This window comes from Roseococcus thiosulfatophilus (genome assembly GCF_017311575.1).
Lineage (GTDB): Bacteria > Pseudomonadota > Alphaproteobacteria > Acetobacterales > Acetobacteraceae > Roseococcus > Roseococcus thiosulfatophilus.
Genome location: NZ_JAFFQY010000064.1, coordinates 37,069 through 56,943, shown reverse-complemented (window position 1 = coordinate 56,943; position 19,875 = coordinate 37,069). Strand labels below are relative to the sequence as shown.

The window sequence follows — 19,875 nt, the reverse complement described above, 5'->3', positions numbered from 1 at the left end:
GAAGGATCACCCCGGATGCTGACGAAGCCAGGATGGACGCGTGCCGCGCGCGGCATGGCAAGGCTCGGCCGGGTGCTGGGCCTCGCGCTCTGCCTCGCGGCGCTGCTGCCGGCGGCGGCGCGGGCGGAGCGCGTGAAGCTCGTGGTGCTACCCTTCCTGTCGCAGGCGCCCATCTTCATCGCGCTGGAGGAAGGCCTCTTCGCCCGCGAGGGCATCACCATCGAGCCGGTCGCCCTCTCCTCCTCCCACCTCGCCCTGCCGGGGCTGATGAGCGGGGACCTGGACGCGGGCATCCCGCAGGCCTCGCCCGCGCTGTTCAACGCGGTGGCGCGCGGCGGCCGCGCCCGGCTGGTGGCCTCCGGCGTGATGCTGGCGCCGGCGCCATGCTCCTATGCCGCCTTCTACGGCACCGGGCTCACGCTCGCGGCGCTGACCTCGGGCGAGGCGCGGTCGCTGCGCGTCAGCGCCGACCAGAACGCCTTCGAGGGCTTCCTGGTGGACCTGCTGCGGCAGCGGCGCGGCGCCGAGCGGCTGCAGGTGCAGTTCCGGGAAATGCCGGTGCCGGCGCAGCAGGCGGCGCTGGCCGCCGGCGCGCTGGACCTCGCCTTCCTCTCCGAGCCCTGGGTGGCGCGGCTCAACGAGGCCGGGGTGGGCCGCGTCGCCGTGGGGGCGGAGGAATTGCTGCCCGGCGGCCAGTTCACCGCGCTGATGTTCTCGGAGCGGATGCTGGCCGATGGGCAGGCGCTGGGCCGCCGCTTCCTGCGCGCCTATCGCGCGGCGCTGCTCCGCTACAATGAGGGCAAGACGCCGCGCAACCTCGAGATCCTCTCCCGCGCCACACGGCTTTCGCCCGAGCTTCTGGCGCGGGCCTGCTGGCCCAGCATGCCGGCCGATGGCGCGCTGAACCTGGACAGCCTGCTGACCTACCAGGACTGGCTGCGGCAGCGGCGGCTGGTGGACCGCGTGCTGGCGCCGGCCGACCTGGTGGCGGAGATCACGCCGTGATCCCCTTCGACCGCGCCGAATTCGACGGCACGATCCCCACCCGCCTGCGCCGCATCGTCGAGGCCCTGCCGGACGCCGAGGCGCTGGTCGAGGACGGGCGCGCCCTCACCTACGCCGCGCTGGACGCCGAGACCGACCGCGCGGCCGCCTCGCTGGCGGACCTGCCGCCGGGCGGCGCGGTGGCCCTAGTCTTCGGCATCGGCACCGAGGCCGTCATCGCCCTGCTCGGCGCGCTCAAGGCCGGCGTGCCGGCCATGCCCATAGACCCGGCCGCGCCGCCCGAGGATGTGATGGGCCTCTTCGCCCAGGTGGCGCGCATCGTCACCGCGCCGGCGCAGGAGGCCTGGTGCCGCGACCGCGCGGGCCAGGTGCCGGTGCAGGTGGGGGCGGCCTGCGCCGCGCCTGCCGATGCGATCCCGGCGCCGCGGCCGGAGGACCCGGCCATCATCTACCTCACCTCGGCCAGCACCGGGCCGGCCAAGGGCGTGGTCCGCACCCAGCGTTCGCTGTGCTGGCATGCCGGGTTGCAGACGCGCCACCACGGCTATGCGCCGGGCGACCGCATCGCGCACCTCTCCTCCTTCGCCTTCGCGGGCTCCATCTCGGCCATCCTGGGCGGGCTGCTGGCCGGCGCCACGGTGGAGGTCTTCGACGGCCGCCGCCACGGCCTGCTGGCCCTCGGGCGCTGGGCGGCGGAGCGGCGGATCACCGTGCTGCCGGTGACGCCCCCCGTGCTGCGTGACCTCGTCGAGGCGCGCATGCCCGAACGCCAGGCCTGGCAGCCGCGCCGCATCATCGTGGGCGGCGAGGTGCTGCGCCCGGAGGATGTCACAGCGCTGCGCGACCGCCTGGGCTGGGACTGCGCCGTGGTGAACCGCCTGGCCAGCAGCGAGGCCGGCATGATCGCCGAATGGGTGGTGGATCCCGCGGCCGTGCAGGGGCGCGAGGCGGTGCCGGTCGGCTGGCCGGTCGAGGACCGCCACGTCACCCTGGTGGACGAGCAGGGCGAGCCGGTGCCGCTGGGCGAGATCGGGGAGATCGTCGTCTCCGGCGACTACACGGCCATCGGCTACTGGAACCGCCCGGAGCTGACGGCGGAGCGTTTCCGCCCCGATCCCGAGCGCCCGGGGTCTTTCCGCGTCTTCACCGGCGACCTGGGCCGGCTGCACCCGGACGGGATGCTGGAGCATCTCGGCCGGGCCGACCACATGGTGAAGATCCGCGGCTACCGCGTGGAGCTGGCCGCCGTGGAGGCGGTGCTGTGCCGGCAGGAGGGCGTGGCGGAGGGTGTCGTGCAGGCCGTGCGGACGGCGGGCGGCGACATGCGGCTGGCCGCCTGGGTGCAGCCCGCGCCGGGCGTGGAGATCAATGGCCTCACCCTGCGGCGGCGCCTCGCCTCGCAACTGCCGGACTACATGCTGCCCTGGCGTGTCGGCGTCTTCGCGGCCCTGCCGCGCTCGGCCGGCAACAAGATCGCGCGCGGGCGCCTGCCGCCGCTCAGCGGCACGCGGCCCGACGGCATGGCGCCGCCGGTGCCGACCCGCGGCGAGACCGAGCGGCTGCTGGCCGAGATCTGGAGCGAGATCTTCGAGGTGGACGAGGTTGGCCGCGAGGATGACTTCTTCGAGTTCGGCGGGGATTCGCTCGACATGCTGCAGGTGGCCGCCGGCCTCTACGAGCATCGCGCGGTGTTCATCACCGATTCCGACCTGCTGGAGCATCCCCGCCTGGCCGACATGGCCGCGGCGGTGGACCGCCTCACGGAAGAGGCGGCCTGAGGCGCGCCCCGCGATGTACCCCCTGGAACCCCGCGCGGGCGAGATCGGCCGGCTGGCGGCGCAGGGCGCCTGGCTGACCGAGGAGACCGAGGCGCTGCTCTCCTCCATCGGGGTCGGGCCGGGCTGGCGCTGCCTCGACCTCGCCTGCGGCCTCGGCGACGTGGCGCGGCTGATGGCGGCGCGGGCCGGCGCGCCGGGCCTGGTGACGGGCGTGGACCTGGAACGCCGCTTCCTCGACCACGCGCGCGCCGAGGCGGCGGGCGCGGTCGAGTACCTGGAGGCGGATGCCTGCCGGACGGGCCTGCCCGGTGGCGGCTTCGACCTGGTGCATGGCCGCTTCCTCTTCGCGGGCGCGGCGCGGTTCGACACGCTGCTCGCGGAGGCGATCCGGCTGGCCCGCCCTGGGGGGATGGTGGCGTTGCAGGAACAGGACCTGTCCAGCATGGCCTGCTTCCCCCCGCACCCCGCCTTCGCGCGGCTGAAGGCCATGCTCGGCGCGGGGCTGGAGCAGAGCGGCACCGGCCGTGGCGTCGCCCGGCGGCTGTTCGGGCTGCTGCGGCAGGCGGGGCTGCGCGAGTTGCGCTACCGCCCTTTCCTGGTCTCCTGCCAGGCGGGCGACCCGCAGGCCGCCTGGCTGCCGGACATCGTGGACTCGCTGCGCGGCCCGCTGCTGCGCGCCGGCCTGGCGGATGGCGCGGCGCTGGACGAGGCCATCGCGGCCTGTCGGTCGCACCTGGATGATCCGGGCACCACGGCGATCCTCTACACCGTCGTGCAGGCCTGGGGGCGGAAGCCCGGCGGGGCGGCGCCTTAGCGCCTACAGCGTGATCACCGTTCATTGATCACGCCGCAGCCTTTGCCGAGCGGCGTGATTCGTGCCTTTGGCGATTCCACCACAGGCGATCAGGCGCTACGCCACCCCCAGCGCCTGCAGCAGCGGCAGGCGATGCGCGGCGAAGCCCTCCGCCAGCCGGGTCATCTCCGCCAAATTCTCCTCTTCCGAGGCGAGCGGCTTGCCCTCGCGCAGCAGGCCCTGGCCCTGGCTCGCGAGCGTGGCGCAGGCCGCCTCGGCCCAGGCGGCGGGCCGCGCGATCCCGGCCGCGCGCGCGCCCAGGAACATCTGCGCCACACGGTCCACCGGCACCCCGCCCCCCGTCACGGGGCTGGCCAGCCAGGTCACATCCCCGCTGCCCCGCGCCGCCGCGCAGAGATGCGCGTTCAGCCGCGCCACGACGGGCCGCGCGGCCTGGATGGCCGCCTCGTCCTGGGCGGGCGCCACCTGGCCCGAGCCGCACAGCAGCAGCACCGCCTCCAGCAACTGGCCGAAGCCCCCCTGCGCGGGCAGGGGCAATTCCCCGATGGCGCGCGGCGTGTGGTCGGCCAGCGCGTCCAGCACCGGGCCATAGACGGCGGGGTTGAGCGTGACCTCGCCCAGCGGCCCGGGCAGCGTGAAGGACGCCTCATTGCGCGGCACCGCCAGCACCACCCGCTCTTCCCGCAGCCGCTCGACCAGTTGCAGGGGCGAGGCCTCGCGCCGCCCCTTCACCCAGTAGTCGCGGCGGAACTGGGTGTTCAGCATGAAGTCCCGCACCGTCTCGCGGAACATCCGGTCGGGGATCTCGGCAAGCAGGTTGCGCTGCTCGGGCGTGAGGCCAAGGGCGGGCACATGCTCGGTCAGGTTTGCGGAACAGGCGTAGCTGAGCTTGGCCGGTGCCAGCCAGTCCGCCACCGTCGCCACATGCATCGGGTGCCAGTCGCGGTTGAAGAATTCATGCGCGAGGTAGTGGCGGTTGTAGCCCTTCATGGCCTCCACCCGTTCCGCTACCAGCGGATTGGCGCGGGCGAAGAGCGGCTGGGTGGCGAAAAGCTTGCCCACGAAGTCCAGCGCGCCGTCAATGCGCGCCGTGATCCCCTGCCCGTCGCTGCCCAGCACGCCCATGTGCTGCGCCATCAGGTGCCGCATGGGCGCGAAGGAGGCCCAGCCCGGCATGGTGTTGTAGCTGATGCACAGCACGCCCCCCACCGCCAGCTTGCGGCGCAGGAAGTCCACCAGCACCTCGCGGTTCGCATCCGACACCCAGGACCAGACGCCGTGCAGGCCGATGAAGTCGAATTCCGGCAGGGATGGATCGGCGCAGAATTCCGCGAAGGCCTGGTCGCGCAGCTGGGCCGCCGCACCCGAGGCGCGCGCCATGTCCCGCGCGAAGGCGGTCTGCGTCGGGTTGAAATCCGTGCCGTGCCAGGTGGTACCCGCCGCCGCGGCGTGGATGTTGACGCTGACACCCTGCCCGAAGCCCAGTTCGCAGGCCTGGCGGAACTCGGGCGGCAGCAGCCCCGCGCTGAGCAGTGCCAGGCGCGCGCGCTGCGGGTTCAGCTCCGGGTAGTAGCCATAGGTGTAGGCGATCTCGGACACATAGCCCGCGGTCCAGTCCTGCATGCTGAATTCCTTTCAGTGAGGGGCCCCGGTTTTCGGGGCCCGTGCCGTGTCAGAAGCGAAGCGCCGCGCGGGCCGAGAGATCGCCCGAGAAGACGCCATGGTCGGAGACACCCGCGCCCCCGTTGAGACGCAGGCTCAGCGCGCCCGTGGGGCGGAACTCGACGCCCATCCGCGCCTCGCCCGTGACGGTGCCGAGCCCGGGCGCGTTGACGGAGAAGCGGCCCGGATCCCCCGCGAAGCCCGCATCCACCCGCCGGCGGGAGCCCGCGAAATCCGCGACCACGCGCAGCCCGCCCGTGACGGTGAAGCGCTCGGAGGCCTGGAATTCGGTGCCGAAGCCGGCATCGAGCATGAGGCCCGAGGAGGTCTGCCGACCCACGCTCAGCGCCTCCAGCGCCGCGGCATTGCTCTCGGTGAAGGCGCGGGTGGTGGCGCTGCCATAGCCGAGGCCCACCTCGGGGCGCAGTTGCCAGCGCCCGCCCCGCCAGGCGGTGTAGCCGGCCGCGAGCCGCACCATCCCCGCATCGGAGCGGGTGCGGAAGCGCGAGCTGCCGTTCAGCGTCTGGCGCCGCCCATCCTGGCCGAAGCTGGCATAGATGCCGTCCAGCGAAAGCGTCAAGTCACGCGCGGGGTCGAGCAGGTAGGAAAGCCGCCCACCGAAGCTCCAGCCATCGGCATTGCCGCGCAGCAGGGGCGTGTTGACCGTGCCCCGCTCCATGCCGCCGAAGACCGCGAGGCGCAGCCGGTCCACCCCCGTCTCGGCGCCGAACTGCATCCCGGAGGAGGTGATGGTGTAGCCCGCCCCGTCATGCGAGCGCGAACGCCCGGCGCGCGACATCTCGCCGGCCGCGAAGACCGTGAAGCGGCCCATCTGCTGCCGCTCCCCGCCCTGGAAGGCGGCCTCGAGGTGGGCGCGCGCGGCGCGGCGCGCATGGTCGTTCAGCCCGGCATAGCCCTCGGGTGAACTGCGCTGGAATACCCGCGAAGCGGCCTCGGGCGAGACGCCATCGGCCTTCAGCGCATCGGCCACCAGCCGCCCGCCGTGGAACTGCTCCACATTGCCGGCGGTGCCGGCCACGCGCAGATCCCGCACCATCCGCCGTTCATTGGCGTTGCGGCCGAGCGTGGCTTCCAGCGCCTCGCCCACCGGGCGGCCGGTGCCGATGGCCTCGCCCGTGCCGAGGTTCACGATGAGGCCCCGGTCGAAATCGGAGGTGATGGTGCCGAAGGCGCCCGATATCCGGCCCAGGCCCGCTTCCAGGAAGCGGAAGCTCTGGCCGCGCGCCGCCTCGAAGGCGCCGTTGGAGGTGAAGGGCCCGGTGTAGCGCCGGATGTCCAGCACCGCCGCGCGGTCAATGGTGATGTCACCGCTGGCGCGATAGACGTCATGCCCGTCCAGCGCGCCGGCGCCGGCCGCGCCCTCGATTTCCAGCTCCACCCGGCCGCCGGCGCCGATGGTCAGGTTGTCGAAACTCAGCGCGCCGACCGAGAAGCCCGCCGCCAGCAGACCGCCCCCCATCACCTGCGTATTCCCGGTGACGGTGCCCGTGCCGCCCAGCGTGCCGCCGAGCCCCGAGATCATCATCTGGGTGTTCTGCACGGTGCCACCCGTCAGGGTCATCGTGCCCAGCACCTGCGTGAGCCCCGATTGCAGCGTCCCGCCCACCTGGGTGGATCCGCCGGTGGCCAGCGTGAAGTTGGGCGTGTTCACCTGGCCGCCGGGCGCGATGGTCATGTCGCCCTGCACCATGGTCATGTCGGTGGAGGTGACGGAGCCCGTCACGTCCAGCTGCCCGCCCTGCCCCACCGTCAGCTGCGTCTGCCGCGTGTCGCTGCCGATCTGCAACTGGCCGGCGGAGACCAGCACATCGCCCGCGCCCTCGAAGGCGCCGGTGAAGATGCTGTTGCCCGTGACGCGCAGCTCAAAGCCGTTCAGCACGATGTTGCCGGCGCCGCTGAGGTCGCGGATGGTCTGGTCGCCGCCCAGCAGCGCGAGCCGCCCGGTGGTGCGGATTTCCACCCCCGCCTGGTCGCTCAACAGCTGCGCGCCCATCAGGCCGAGCGTGGCGTTCTCCAGCACCAGCACCGAGCCGGCGGCCGAGGGCGCGGTAAGGAAGCTGTTGCCGGCCACCTGCATCTCGCCCGCCCCCAGCGGCGCGTTGACCGCGGCGTTGGTCAGCTCATAGCGCGGCGCGGTGAAGGTGGCGGGGCCGTTCAGCGTGCCGACCGAGACCTGCAGCGTCCCCGTCACCTGCACCGGCGCCCCTGCCTGCGCCACGCCGCCCGACCGCACCGACAGCGCCTGGAGATTCACCCCCGGCGAGCTGCCCTGCACGGCGAACAGCCCATCCACCAGCACCTGCGAGGAGCCGGCGATGCCGCCCATGCCGCCCAGCGCCAGGCTCGCACCCGTGGCGATGGTGGTGGGGCCGGCATAGGTGCTGGCCCCGGTGAAGACCGCCGCGCCGCCATCCACGAAGAGGCCGCCCGCGCCGGTGATCTGGCCGCCGAAGCTGCCCTCCGCCGCCGTCAGGCGCAGGCTGCGCGGATTGCCGGCATCATTGCCCAGCACCACCTGGCCCGCGCCGGTCAGCGCGCGCAGCGAGGCCCCGCCCGACGTGGCCGAGATGTCGAAGATACCCCCCAGCGCGAGGCCCGAGGCGGTGGCGATGGCGCCGGAACCAGCCAGCGCCAGCGTGGCGCCGGGCTGCACTGTGGCCAGCCCCGTGAAGCCCTGCACGCCCGTCAGCGTCAGCGTGCCGGCGCCCGCGCGGGTGAAATCGCCCGGCCCCTGCATCACGCCCGCGAAGGTGGAGTTGCCGGACTGAGCGATGGTGAGCCGCGCGCCGTCGCTCAGCGTCACGCCGCCGCCGCCGGTGAACTGGCCGAGGGTGAGTGTGCGCTGGCCCGTGACGGTCAACTGCCCATCCTGCGTCACGGTCTGGCCGGTGGCGTTGAGGTCCGCGTCGAGCGCGATGGTCCCGCCCGCCTGGTTCTGCACCGCGCCCAGGCTGGTCAGCACGCCGTTCAGCGTCATCGCGCCCGTGCCGGTGTTGAGCAGGCTCGCCACCGTCAGTGTCCGCCCGGCGTCCAGCGTCACGGCGCCGCTGTTGCCCAGCACGCCGATCACCTCGGGGGTGCCGAAGGTCAGCCGCGCGCCGTCATCCACCGTGAAGGCCCCGCCTCCGGCGAGGCGCCCCGCGGCACCCGAGGTGCGGAGGTGCCCCGCCTCCACCGTGGTCAGGCCCGTGTAGGTGTTCAGCCCGGTCAGCACGAGCTCGCCCTTGCCCTGGCGGTGGAAGGCGCCGCTGCCCTCGATCACGCCGGCAAAGGTGGAATCTCCGCTCTGGTTCAGGTCCAGCCGGCTGCCGGGGGAGAGCGTCACGGTGCCCACGCCCAGGAACTCCGCGGCGTTGATGCCGCGCGTGCCCGTGACCATCAGCTGCCCATCCTGCGTCACCACCTGGCCCGTGGCCGTGATGTCCGAGGCCAGGTTCACCACGCCGCCCGCCTGGTTCCACACCGCGCCCAGGCTCGTCAGCGGCGCGTTCAGGTTCAGCGTCGCGCCCGACTGGTTGGTCAGCCGCGCCACGGTCAGCGCCTGGTTGGCCGTGGCCACGCCCTGGCTGGTGACGATGCCCAGGCCCTCGGCCGTGTCGAAGGTGACCACGCCCGCGGGCGCCACGCGCAGCTCCGGCGTGCCCGTCAGCCGGTTCGCCGCGCCCTGGGTCCGCAGATGGCCGCTCAGCACATGGACAATGCCAGAAAGCGTGCTGCTGCCGGTCAGCGTCAGCGTGCCGCCGCCGGTCAGCGACAGCTCGCCCGCGCCGGTGAAGGCGCCCGCGAAGGTGGAGGGACCGGTCTGCGCGAGCACCAGGTGGTCCGGCGTGCCGCCGCCCTTGGCCATGCCGATGCTGCCCGCGCCGGTCAGCCCCGCCGTGGAGAGGGTCCGCACGCCGGTGACCGTCATCGCGCCATCCTGCGTCACGGTCTGGCCGGTGGCGTTGAGGTCCGCGTCGAGCGCGATGGTCCCGCCCGCCTGGTTCTGCACCGCGCCCAGGCTGGTCAGCACGCCGTTCAGCGTCATGGCGCCCGTGCCGGTGTTGAGCAGGCTCGCCACCGTCAGCGTCTGCCCGGCATCCAGGGTCACCGCGCCGCTGTTGCCCAGCACGCCGATCACCTCGCTGGTGCCGAAGGTCAGCCGCGCGCCGTCATTCACCGTGAAGGCCCCGCCCCCGGCCAGACGGCCGGCCGTGCCCGAGGTGCGAAGGTGCCCCGCCTCCACCGTGGTCAGCCCCGTGTAGGTGTTCACCCCCGTGAGCACGAGCTCACCCTTGCCCTGGCGGTGGAAGGCCCCACTGCCTTCGATCACGCCGGCGAAGGTGGAATCTCCGCTCTGATTCAGGTTCAGCCGGCTGCCGGCGGAGAGCGTCACCGTGCCATCGCCCAGGAACTGCGCCACGCTGATGCCGCGCGTGCCCGTCACGGTCAGCTGCCCGTCCTGTGTCACCACCTGGCCCGTGGCCAGGATGTCCGCGCCGAGGTTGATCACGCCTTCGGACTTGTTCCACACCGCGCCCAGGCTGGTCAGCGGCCCATCCAGCGTGACGGTCCCGCTGTTGAGCAGCCCCGCCACCTGCAGCGATTGCCCCGCCTGCACCGTGAGCGAGCCCGCATTGCCCACCGTGCCGATGGCCTCGGGCGTGGCGAAGGTCAGGCTGCTCTTGCCCTCGATCAGGAAGTCACCGCCGCCGCCGAAGACCGGCCCGGACCCGCCGGTCAGCAGATGCGCCTGCTGCACCGTGGTGACGCCCGTATAGGTGTTGGCGCCGGTCAAGGTGAGTTGCCCGCCGCCCGTGACCGTCAGGTGACCCTTGCCCTCGATCACGCCCGCGAAGGTGGAGGTGCCGCTCTGGTCCAGGATCAGGTGGTCGGGATTGTCCGAGGCCAGCGTCACCAGCCCTGAGCCGACCAGGCTGCCCACCGTGAGGCGCTGCGGCCCCAGCACCACCAGCTGCCCGTCCTGGGTGAAGACCTGGCCCGCGGCGTCCAGCCCCGCGCCCAGCAGGATCAACCCGTCCTGGTCGTTCAGCACCGCCCCGCGCGAGACGGAGTCGAAGCCGATGGCGATGATGCCGCCCTTGTTGGTCAGGCTCGCCATGTCGAGCGCGCGCAGGATTTCCACGTCGCGCACCAGCGACAGCACGGGCACGCCGCTGCGCCCGTCCACCCGCCCGTTCACCGTCAGCGCGCCGATGGTGTCGGTGGTGCCGAAGAGGAAGCGGCCGCCCTGGTTGACCGTGACGGCGCCGGTGTCGGCCAGCGTTCCGCCCGGCACCAGCACGTTGTTGGAATTCGTCCATTCCTGCGTGCTGACCGTGCCGAAATCCACGATCGTGCCGCCGGTGTAGGTGTTGGTGCCGCGCAGGTGCAGGAAGCCATTGTAGCCCGGCGCGCCGATCCGCAGCGCGCCATTGCTGATGACGCCGTCCATGATCGCGATGGCATCGGCCGTGGCGCCGTGGCGGAGGATGATGCTGCGCTCGGCGCCCGCCAGGTTGATGGGATTGCGGAAGCGCACCGCCGCATCGGCATAGGCCGAGCCGAAGACCAGCGAGGCATCGTTCGGCACGAAGCCGTTGGCGCCCCAGGTCAAGGTCTGCGGCGTGATGGTGCCGCCCAGGTTGACCACCAGCTCATCGGCGATGGCCGCGAAGCCGCCGCTGCCCGTCCATTGCACGCGGTTGCTCTGCGTGCCGACCTGCCGGTTGAAGGCGCCGGAGGAGAGCAGCACGCCCGCCGAAAGCTCATCCAGCGCGGTCATCCCCCCCAGGCGGCCGGCCCCGGCGAAGGTGATATTGCTGTTGGCATGGATGCCGGTGCCGTCCAGCGCCGCCAGGGCGCCGCCCGCGATGACGGTGGCGCCCGTATAGGTGTTGACGCCGTTGAAGATGGTCAGGCCCGCGCCGATGGTCAGGCCCGCGCCATCGCCCGCCGCGAAGGGCGCCCCCTCATAGCTGGCGCGGCTGTCATCGGCGATGGAACCCATGAAGATGGCCACGTTGCCGATGCCCGGCGCGATGGTGACGGAGGCGCCGCGCATCATGAAGATGTCGCTGCCCACCCCCGCCCCGGCCTGGCCGCCCACCCCGCCCGAGCCGCCGGCCGCGTTGTTGTCGCCGAAGAAGCTGTTGCCCGTGATCAGCAGCGTGCCGCCATCGCGCACGAAGATGGCACCACCCATGCCCGCGCCGCCGCCGCCGCCGATGCCGTCGCCATTGGCGCCCACGCCGCCGCCGAAGCCCGCGATGCCGCCCGCGCCGGGCGTGCCCTCGCGGAAGAAGGCGCCCGAGCCCGCGCTGCCACCCGCGCCACCCTGCCCGCCGCCCGCGCCTAAGCCGCCCGTGCCGCCCGCGCCGCCATTGCCGCCATTGCCGGCCGTGCCGCTGCCCGTGTTGCCGGCATCGCCGCCGCTGCCGCCCGCGCCACCCGCGCCGCCACCATAGAAGGTGGCGCCATTGCCGCCGCGCCCGCCCTCGCCGCCATGGCCGCCCGAGGCGACTTCGCCCAGGGCGAGCGCCACGTTCCAGGCCGCGAACTGCGCGATGGCCAGCGCCAGGTCCACCTTCGCATCCGCCAGCGTCGCCTTGAAGGCGATCGAGAGCGGGATGTTGGGCACCGGCGGCACCCCCACCGGCACCAGGGCCGCGGCCACCAGCCCCGCCTGCAACGCCACCTGCGACTTGGCCGTGTAGATGCCGGCCATGAGGTTCACATTGACCGGCAGGCCGGAGGAGCCATTGCCGCCGGCGCCACCCGTGCCGCCCGTGCCGGTGCCCACGCCGCCGGGGGCCGCGATGCCGCCCGCCTGCCCCTCGCCCGCCGCCAGCACGGTGCCGATCCAGGAGGCATTGTTGCCATTCTTGCCGTCCGCCCCGCCCGTGACCCCCGGCATGCCCGTGTAGGGGGTGAGGGCCACGTTGTTCATCGCGCCGCCGGCCGTGAGCGGCGAGGCGACGATCAGGCGGTCCAGGTTGCCCGAGGGCACGAAGCCCGGCACCGTCAGCAGGATCTCGCCCCCGCCCAGGTTCGTCACGGCCGTCACGGTGTAGCTGCCCACGCCCGGCACGGTCACGGTGAAGCCGTTCTGCACCGCGGCCGGGTCCACGCCCAGCAGGCGCAGCTGCCCGGAGCTGGCGGAGACCACGTTCGAGAAGGCCAGGCCGCTCGCGGTGCCAGGCAGGCTGTTGCTCAGCGTCACCACATTGCCGTTGATGGCGGTGATGGTGGTGTTGGCCGGCACGCCCTCGCCCACCAGCCGCATGCCGACGGCCAGCCGCGGGTTGGGCACGGGCAGCGTCAGGGTGGCGCCGTTGATGGGGGCGAGGCGCGCCTCGAAACCCGTGACCGCGCCGGTGACCGCCTGGCTCAGCGTCAGGCTCTGGCCGCTGATGGCGGTGATGGTGGTGCCCGCCGCGATGCCAGCCCCCTCCAGCACCATGCCCACCCGCAGCCCCTGCGCCAATGGGTCCACCGCCAGCACCAGGCTCGTGCCGGCCGCGCTGGTCACGCTGTTCGCCGTCAGCCCCGTCACGTTGTAGAGGGCGGCCGAGACTGGGGTGTCGCCCGCGCCAGGCAGTTGCAGCTGGCCGATGGGCGCGCTGCCGCCGGGCGGCGCCGCGTAGGTGAGGATGCCGGCATTGCCGCCGCCGCTGGCCTGCAGGTTCTGCACCACCAGCGAGATGTCGCGGTCGAAGCTGACGGGGGCGAGCGAGAAGACGCCGTGGTTGCCGCTCATCGTCACGACATTGCCGTTGATGGCGATGATGGTCCGCGACGGGTTGGAGGCGAGGCGCATGCCGACCGTGAGCCCGGCGGTGCTGCTCAGCTCCAGCTGGTTCAGCTCCGGCACGCCGTCGAGACCGCGCGTCACCCGCTCCTCGACCAGCAGGGTGGCATTGGCCTGGATGCCGGTGATGTCGTTCACCAGGATCGTGTTGGGATCGGTGCCGAGGCGCACCTCGCGCGTCAGGACGGAGGCGCCCGTCAGCGTGCGGTCCAGCGTGATGGTGCCGTCGGGATTGACGCTCTGGATCACGGCCTGGCCCGCATTGGGCACGGAGACCGCCATGCCCGCGGCAAGGCCCTGCGTGTTGCCGATGGCCACGCGGTTGAAGTCTCCGAACTCGTTCAGCAGCGGCACCGCCCCCTGCTCGTCCAGGGGGCGGACATCCACCTGGAGATCCGTCAGCGGCACCCCGATCGTGCCGAGGCTGAGGCTGGGCCCGCCGCCGCCATTGCCGCCGCGCACGGCGTTGGTGTTGAAGTCCACGTTGTTGAGGGTGAGCTGCCCGCCCTGGTCCACGAAGAAGACGCCGCCCATGCCGGCGCCGCCACCGCTGCCATCGCCGCCGCGGGTGATGAAGTTCGTGAAGATCTTGCCGTCCACCGTCACGTTGGTGGCGCCGGTGGCGGGGCCGATCATGAAGCCGCCGGCCGCGTTGCCGTCCACGAGATCCCGTGTGTCGGCCAGCGAGGAGGCGGGGACGCAGAAGGCGGCCGAGGCCAGCAGAAGATGACGCAGACGCAGCTGACCCGACCCGTTCGACATGAAGCCCACCCTGTCCAGAAGACGTTTTGCCCGCGCGACCGCGGCACGACCGGATGGGATGGCGACGAATCGCGTTCCTCCGGGCCACCGTGGGCACGGGGAGGACATTGCTGGCCGCCGCATGTAGGATTGGTTAAGCGATCAATCCCAAGGGGATGCGCGACCCATTCTCCCAAGGAGCCCCGCCATGACCGACGACACGGCCTCCCTCTCCGCCCGCATCGGCGTGGACCTCGGCGCGCGCATGCGGCTGGAGGAGGGGCTGGAATGGGCGGCCGCCGCGGGCTTCGCGCATCTGGACATCCGCCTCGGCGACGCCGGCAACGAGTTCGACGGCTTCGACGGCGCGCGCCTGCGCGCGACGCGCGGGCTGAAGGAACGGCTTGGCCTGCAACTCGGCCTGCACACGCTGTCGGCCGTGAACATGGCCGAGACCGCGCCTTACCTCGCCGCCGCCACCGACAACTACCTGCGCGCCTATGTGGACCTGGCCGGGCCGCTCGGCGCGGGCTGGATCGTGGTCCATGCCGGCTACCACTTCACCGACGATTACGAACGCCGCAGCCAGGCCGCGCTGACCCGCCTGCAACGCCTGGGCGACTACGCGCGCACCCAGGGCGTGCGCCTGCTGCTGGAGAACATGAACCCCGAGCCCGCCGATGCCGAGGTGCGCTACCTGGCCTGCGACATCCCTGAATGCGAGCGCTTCTTCGCGGCACTCGACCCGGAGGTCTTCGGCTGGTCCTTCACCGCCAACCACGCGCATATGCTGCCCGTGGGCGTGGAGGGCTTCTACCGTCATTTCGGCCCGGCCCGGATGGCGGAGGTGCGCCTCGCGGACAATCGCGGCGGCAAGGAGGAGCACCTGTTTCCCGGCGAGGGCAACATGGACTTCAACGCCCTCTTCCGCCTCATCGAGGGCGAGGGCTATCGCGGCCACTACATGCTGGCCTTCGGCGGCCCGGACGACATGCGCGCGGGCCGCGACAAGCTGGTGGCGGAGTGGGAGGCGGCGTCCGGCGCCTGATCGCCTTCGGTGCACTCACCGAAGGCGTGAATCAGCCGCCCAACCAACCCGCCCGCGTGATCAACAGGCGTTGGTCACGCGGCGAGCGCCGGATGCAGCGCCGTGAACCAGTCGCCGATCTCGGAGGAGGTGGCGAAGGCCACCTGCGGGTGCGCCGCCAGCTCCTCCATCGCGGCCCAGAAGCTCTCCATCCGGTGCGCCACGCCGATGACGTGCGGGTGCAGCGCGATCGTCATCACCCGCGTCCGCTCGAAGCCGCCGCGCGCGTAGAACGCCATGCTGGCGCGGATGCGGTCGGCCATGGCGGTCGAGCCCTGGGAGGCCAGCATGTAGATGGGCACGTCGTTCAGCTCGACCGTGTAGGGGAGCGAGAGCAAGGGCCCCGCCTCGGTCCGCATCCAGACGGGCACGTCGTCCACCAGCCAGTCGTGCAGGAATTCCACGCCGTTCCGCTTGAGCACCTCCGGCGTGTCGGCCTTCTCGCTGAGGCCGGCGCCCAGCCAGGCGCGCACCTTCTGCCCCGAGAAGCGGCGCATGGTGGTGAGCGCCTCCTCCACCGCGGCCTTGTCATCCTCGATGATGGCCAGCGCCCGCTGATAGACGCCATGCCCCACGAATTCCCAATCGGCCTGGAGCATGGCCTCCGCCAGGCGCGGGTAATGCGTGCAGATCTGGCTGTTGGAGAGGTTGGAGGCACGGATGCCAAGCGCCCGGCACATCTCCAGCAACCGCGACATGCCCACCCGCAGCCCGTACTCCACCCAGCTGAAGTTGGGCACGTCCGGGATGGCCTTGATGCCGTGCGGCGGCGTCAGGATGGCGCGCGGCATGGGCTGGTCGAAGGGCCAATGCTCGACATTGACGGCCAGGTTCACGATGACGCGCTTGCCGCGGAAGGCGGGCAGCGCCGGCGCGTCGGATTCGAGGCGGAAGGGGATGCGCGGGTTGGGCTCAGGCATGGGTCGCTCCGTCAGGGGCGGGCATCATGGCCCCCGCCCCCGCAGGCGACCAGCCTCAGGCGAACTGCACGGTGATCCGCCCCACGGGCGCCACGGCGGCCGACCATTTCTCGCCCGGGTTGGGCACGCGGCCCAGCGCCAGCCCCGCCACGACCAGCACGGCGCCGGCGGGCAGCGGGCCCCAGCGGCGCGCATCCTCCACCAGCTGGTCCATCAGGGGGGCCAGCTTCACCTCGAAGGGGCGCGGGCGGGTGCCGGTGGGGCCGATCCGCACCGAGACAACTTCCGGCAGCGGCCCGACGAAGCGCTTGCCCACCAGCACATGGCCGAGCCCGCCGAGGTCCGCCACGCGCTGCGCGGCATCGGGCGCGCCCTGGGCGTAGCGTTCGGCCGCCACATCCACGACCGGATGCAGCGCGGAAAAAACCGGGGGCGCTTCCGTCAGGTCTTCCGCAAGCACGCCCAGGATTCCCGCCGTGATGCGGATATGCCGCAGCGCGGCCAGCGCCACCGGCGTGCCGGCCCGCAGCAGGCGCGGCTCCAGCAGCGGCGCCGAGACCCAGGTGTCGCCGGGCGCCGGGGCGAGGCGCATGCCGGTGACCGGTATCTCCAGCGTCTCGACCAGGGCGGCGGCGATGGCCTCGCCGGCGGCGAGGTCGGGGGGCGCCATCTCCTCCGGAAAAGGGGCGAGCGGGTTGCCCGTCTCCCAGGCCTCGTGCAGCCAGTTCGCGGCCTGGGTGGTGATGTCGGTCATACGATCCATGCTGCTCAGTTGAAGGCCGGCAGGGCGGGCTCCTCATCCACGGAGAAGCCGCCATCCGGCACGGTCAGTTCCTGGCCCGGCCCGCCGACATTGTCGTAGAGGTAGGAGGGCAGCCAGGTCGCGATCTCGGGGAAGATGTAGAGCATGACCATGGCGAAGACCACGATGCCCACGAAGGGCAGGCAGCCCAGGAAGATCTCCGACAGCTTCACATGCGGCGGCGCCACGCCCTTGAGGTAGTAGGCGGCCATGGCGACGGGCGGCGTGAGGAAGGAGGTCTGCAGGTTCAGCGCCACGATCACGCCGAAGAGGATCGGGTCAATCTCGAAGGTGCCCAGCAGCGGCAGGAAGATGGGCACGAAGATCAGCACGATCTCGGTCCATTCCAGCGGCCAGCCCAGCAGGAAGATGATGATCTGCGCCATCAGCAGGAACATCATGGGCGAGAGGTCGAGCGCCTTCACCGCCTCCTCCACCACATGGTGCCCGCCGAGCCAGCCGAAGACCGAGGTGAAGATATAGGCGCCGATGAACAGCCAGCAGACCATGGCGGTGGTGCGGGCGGTGAGGAACACGCTCTCCTTCAGCTTGGTGAAGGTGAGGCTGCGGTAGAGCAGCGCCAGCAGCACCGAGCCCGCGGCCCCCATCGCCGCCGCCTCGGAGGGCGTGGCTAGGCCGAACAGGATCGCTCCCAGCACCATGCCGATCAGCACCGCGAGCGGCACGAAGGAGGTAACGAGGGCGAGCAGGATCTGCGCGACCGGCGTCGTGCGCTCCTCGGGCGGCAGGCGGGGCGCCATGCCGGGCTTCACCGTGGCCAGGATGAGCACATAGAGCATGTACAGGACCGCGAGCCCCACGCCGGGGAGGAAGGCCGCGGCATAGAGGCGCACCACGCTCTCGCCCGCCGTGGCACCGTAAAGGATCAGCATGATGGAGGGCGGGATCAGGATGCCGAGGCACCCGCCCGCGCAGGTGACGCCGGCCGCGAGCTTGGGGTCGTAGCCCGCGCGCAGCATGGCGGGGAAAGCCAGCAGCCCCATCAGCGTCACCACCGCGCCCACGATGCCGGTGGCCGTCGCGAACAGCGCGCAGGTGGCCAGCGTGGCGATGGCGAGCGAGCCCGGCAGTCCGCCCGAGGCCATCTGCAAGGCGCGGAACAGCCGGTCGAGGATATTCGCGCGCTCGATCACATAGCCCATGAAGATGAAGAGCGGCACCGAGATCAGCACGTCATTGGCCATGACGGCATAGGTGCGTTGCACCAGCAGGTCAAAGACGCGCGGGCCGAGGCCGAGATAGCCGAAGCCGAGGCCCATGGCCGTGAGGGTGAAGGCGACGGGGAAGCCGAGCAGGATCACGAAGATGAAGCTGCCCAGCATGATCATGCCGAGGACGGGGTCGGTCACAGGGGCATCTCCGCGCGGCGCGCGGCCGCGATTTCGGCCTCGCGGGCGGCGGCCGCCTGCTTCAGCGTCAGCACTTCCAGCTCCTCCACGTCATGCAGGCGGTCGGGCCAGGCGCCGGTGCGCCAGGCGATGGCGGCGCGCGCCGTCTCGGCCAGGCCCTGCAGGATCATGAGCGCGCCGGCGAAGGGGATGATGAACTTGAAGGGCCAGATATAGGGCCCGTTCGGGCTGATCGAGGAACGTTCGTTCTGCCAGTAGGACAGGCTGAAGAAGTCCCAGCCGAAATAGACCAGCGCCAGCATGCCGGGGAAAAAGAACAGGATGTACAGCACGAAATCGAGCCCGCCCTGCACCCGCACCGGAAACAGCCGGTAGAGGAAATCCGCCCGCACATGCCCCTGGCGCGACAGTGTGTAGGCCCCCGCCATCATGAACAGCGTGCCGTAGAGCATGTAGGAGACATCGAAAGCCCAGGCCGTCGGCGCGCGGAAGAGGTAGCGCGCGAAGACCTCGTACACGATGGCCCCGGTCAGCAGCACGATGCACCAGGCAAAGACCTTGCCGAGGAAGGCGCTGATCCGGTCCACATTCACCAGCAGTGCTTGCACCTGGGGGCTCCGTGGCGGGAGGGCATGAAAAACGCCCGCCCCGGGGGTTCGGGACGGGCGTGGTGGGGTCAGTGGCTCAGCGCCGCGCGAAGAAGTGGTTGAAGGCGGCGGCGGAGGAGGCGTTGTTGCGCAGGTAGAAGGCGCTGACGCGGCGGCACCAGTCGCGCTGGCTGTCGGTCACCTTCTTGAAGAAGGCGTCGCTCTCCAGGTTCGCGATCACGCCGTCCCAGGCGCGCAGCTGCGCGTCCAGGATGGGGCGGGGCGTGATGTGGACGTTCACGCCGCTGTTGGTCACCATCGCCTGCAGGTCGTTCGGATAGCGCAGCTGCTGCTTCCAGGACATGTCGGCCGAGGCGGCTTCGGCGGCCACGCGCAGCACCGCCTTCAGCTCGGCCGGCAGGCCGTCGAAGCGGCCCTTGTTCCAGAGCACCTCGAAGGTCTCGGTGTTCTGGTGGTAGGATTGCAGCATGTAGTTCTTGGCCACGTCCGGGAAGCCGAGGACGCGGTCGGAGGACGGGTTGTTGAACTCCGCGCCGTCGATCACGCCGCGCTCCAGCGCGGGCACAATCTCGCCGCCCGGCAGCGCCGTCACCGCCGCGCCCATGGCGTTGAACAGGTCGGTGGCGAGGCCCACGGTGCGGTAGCGCATGCCGCGCATCTGCTCGGCGTTCTCGACGCGGTTGCGGAACCAGCCCAGCGGCTGGGTCGGCATGGGGCCGGTCTGGAAGCCCACCACGTTCACGCGCAGGATGTCGGTGATCAGCTCATTATACAGCGCCTCGCCGCCGCCATAGTAGAACCAGGCGAGGTAGGAGTTCGCGTCGTAGAACCAGGCCGGGGGCGTGCCGAAGAGGCTGAACGCCTTGTTCTTGCCGAACCAGTAGGCCGAGACGCCATGGCCGCCATCGAGCGTGCCGGCAGAGACCGCGTCAATCAGCTGGAAGGCGCCGACGACCGCGCCCGCGGGCAGCAGCTCCACGCGCAGCCGGCCGCCGGCCAGCGTGTTCACGCGCGTCACGTAGTCATTGGCGAATTCGTGGAAGATGTCGCGCTGCGGCCAGGTGGACTGGAAGCGCAGGGTGGTGGTCTGCGCGCGGCTGACGCCCGGCGTGGCCAGCACGGCGGCGCCGGCGGCGGCAACGGCGCCCGCCTTGAGGAGGCCGCGGCGGGCGGTCCCGGGGGTGGATGAGGTCATTGGTTTTTCTCTCCCAGAATTACGTGCCGTTCGCGCGGCCGACCCTTACCCGTTTAGTGAAACGGAAGATGCCGTGCAACGGG

Annotated in this window: 11 protein-coding genes; 4 read left to right on the top strand and 7 right to left on the bottom strand. The window is 71.7% G+C overall.

The features are described from left to right. Positions 1–15: 15 nt before the first annotated feature. Genes JTN19_RS19325 through JTN19_RS19315 form a run of 3 tightly spaced genes read left to right on the top strand, consistent with a single transcriptional unit; the run spans position 16 to position 3,597 of the window. Positions 16–1,005, top strand: coding sequence for an ABC transporter substrate-binding protein (locus JTN19_RS19325; protein ID WP_206936042.1), 990 nt, complete (start codon positions 16–18; stop codon positions 1,003–1,005). Continuing rightward, on the top strand, positions 1,002–2,783 hold the full coding sequence (locus JTN19_RS19320; RefSeq protein ID WP_206936040.1) for an AMP-binding protein: 1,782 nt from the start codon (positions 1,002–1,004) through the stop codon (positions 2,781–2,783). The genes JTN19_RS19325 and JTN19_RS19320 overlap by 4 nt, the downstream gene beginning before the upstream one ends. A 13-nt stretch (positions 2,784–2,796) precedes the next feature. Continuing rightward, positions 2,797–3,597: a class I SAM-dependent methyltransferase gene (locus JTN19_RS19315; RefSeq protein WP_206936038.1), complete on the top strand. Its 801-nt coding sequence runs from the start codon at positions 2,797–2,799 to the stop codon at positions 3,595–3,597. A gap of 96 nt (positions 3,598–3,693) precedes the next feature. On the opposite strand, the gene JTN19_RS19310 is transcribed toward JTN19_RS19315, so the two are convergent. Continuing rightward, positions 3,694–5,220, bottom strand: a complete 1,527-nt coding sequence (locus tag JTN19_RS19310) for a class I SAM-dependent methyltransferase (RefSeq protein ID WP_206936037.1) — start codon at positions 5,218–5,220, stop codon at positions 3,694–3,696. A gap of 49 nt (positions 5,221–5,269) precedes the next feature. Then, complete coding sequence (locus JTN19_RS19305) at positions 5,270–13,831, bottom strand: autotransporter-associated beta strand repeat-containing protein (protein ID WP_206936035.1); 8,562 nt, start codon at positions 13,829–13,831, stop codon at positions 5,270–5,272. Positions 13,832–14,018: 187 nt separating this feature from the next. Between JTN19_RS19305 and JTN19_RS19300 the strand changes: the two genes are divergently transcribed. Continuing rightward, complete coding sequence (locus JTN19_RS19300) at positions 14,019–14,858, top strand: sugar phosphate isomerase/epimerase family protein (protein WP_206936033.1); 840 nt, start codon at positions 14,019–14,021, stop codon at positions 14,856–14,858. 74 nt (positions 14,859–14,932) lie between these two features. Here JTN19_RS19300 and JTN19_RS19295 read toward each other — a convergent pair whose 3' ends face one another. From JTN19_RS19295 to JTN19_RS19275, 5 genes are all read right to left on the bottom strand, one after another. Beyond that, the gene (locus tag JTN19_RS19295; protein WP_206936031.1) at positions 14,933–15,817 is read right to left on the bottom strand and encodes a polysaccharide deacetylase family protein; all 885 of its coding nucleotides are present in this window, start codon (positions 15,815–15,817) and stop codon (positions 14,933–14,935) included. Between the two features lie 55 nt (positions 15,818–15,872). Further along, positions 15,873–16,580, bottom strand: coding sequence for a hypothetical protein (locus tag JTN19_RS19290; protein ID WP_206936028.1), 708 nt, complete (start codon positions 16,578–16,580; stop codon positions 15,873–15,875). 5 nt (positions 16,581–16,585) lie between these two features. Beyond that, complete coding sequence (locus JTN19_RS19285) at positions 16,586–17,989, bottom strand: TRAP transporter large permease subunit (RefSeq protein WP_206936026.1); 1,404 nt, start codon at positions 17,987–17,989, stop codon at positions 16,586–16,588. After that, entirely contained in the window at positions 17,986–18,597 is a 612-nt protein-coding gene (locus JTN19_RS19280) for a TRAP transporter small permease subunit (RefSeq protein ID WP_206936024.1), read from the bottom strand. Before JTN19_RS19280 ends, JTN19_RS19285 begins: the two co-directional genes overlap by 4 nt. Positions 18,598–18,673: 76 nt before the next feature. Next, positions 18,674–19,792 carry a TRAP transporter substrate-binding protein gene (locus JTN19_RS19275; protein ID WP_206936022.1) on the bottom strand — a complete coding sequence of 373 codons (1,119 nt, stop codon included), beginning with the start codon at positions 19,790–19,792 and terminating at the stop codon, positions 18,674–18,676. Between the last annotated feature and the right edge of the window lie 83 nt (positions 19,793–19,875).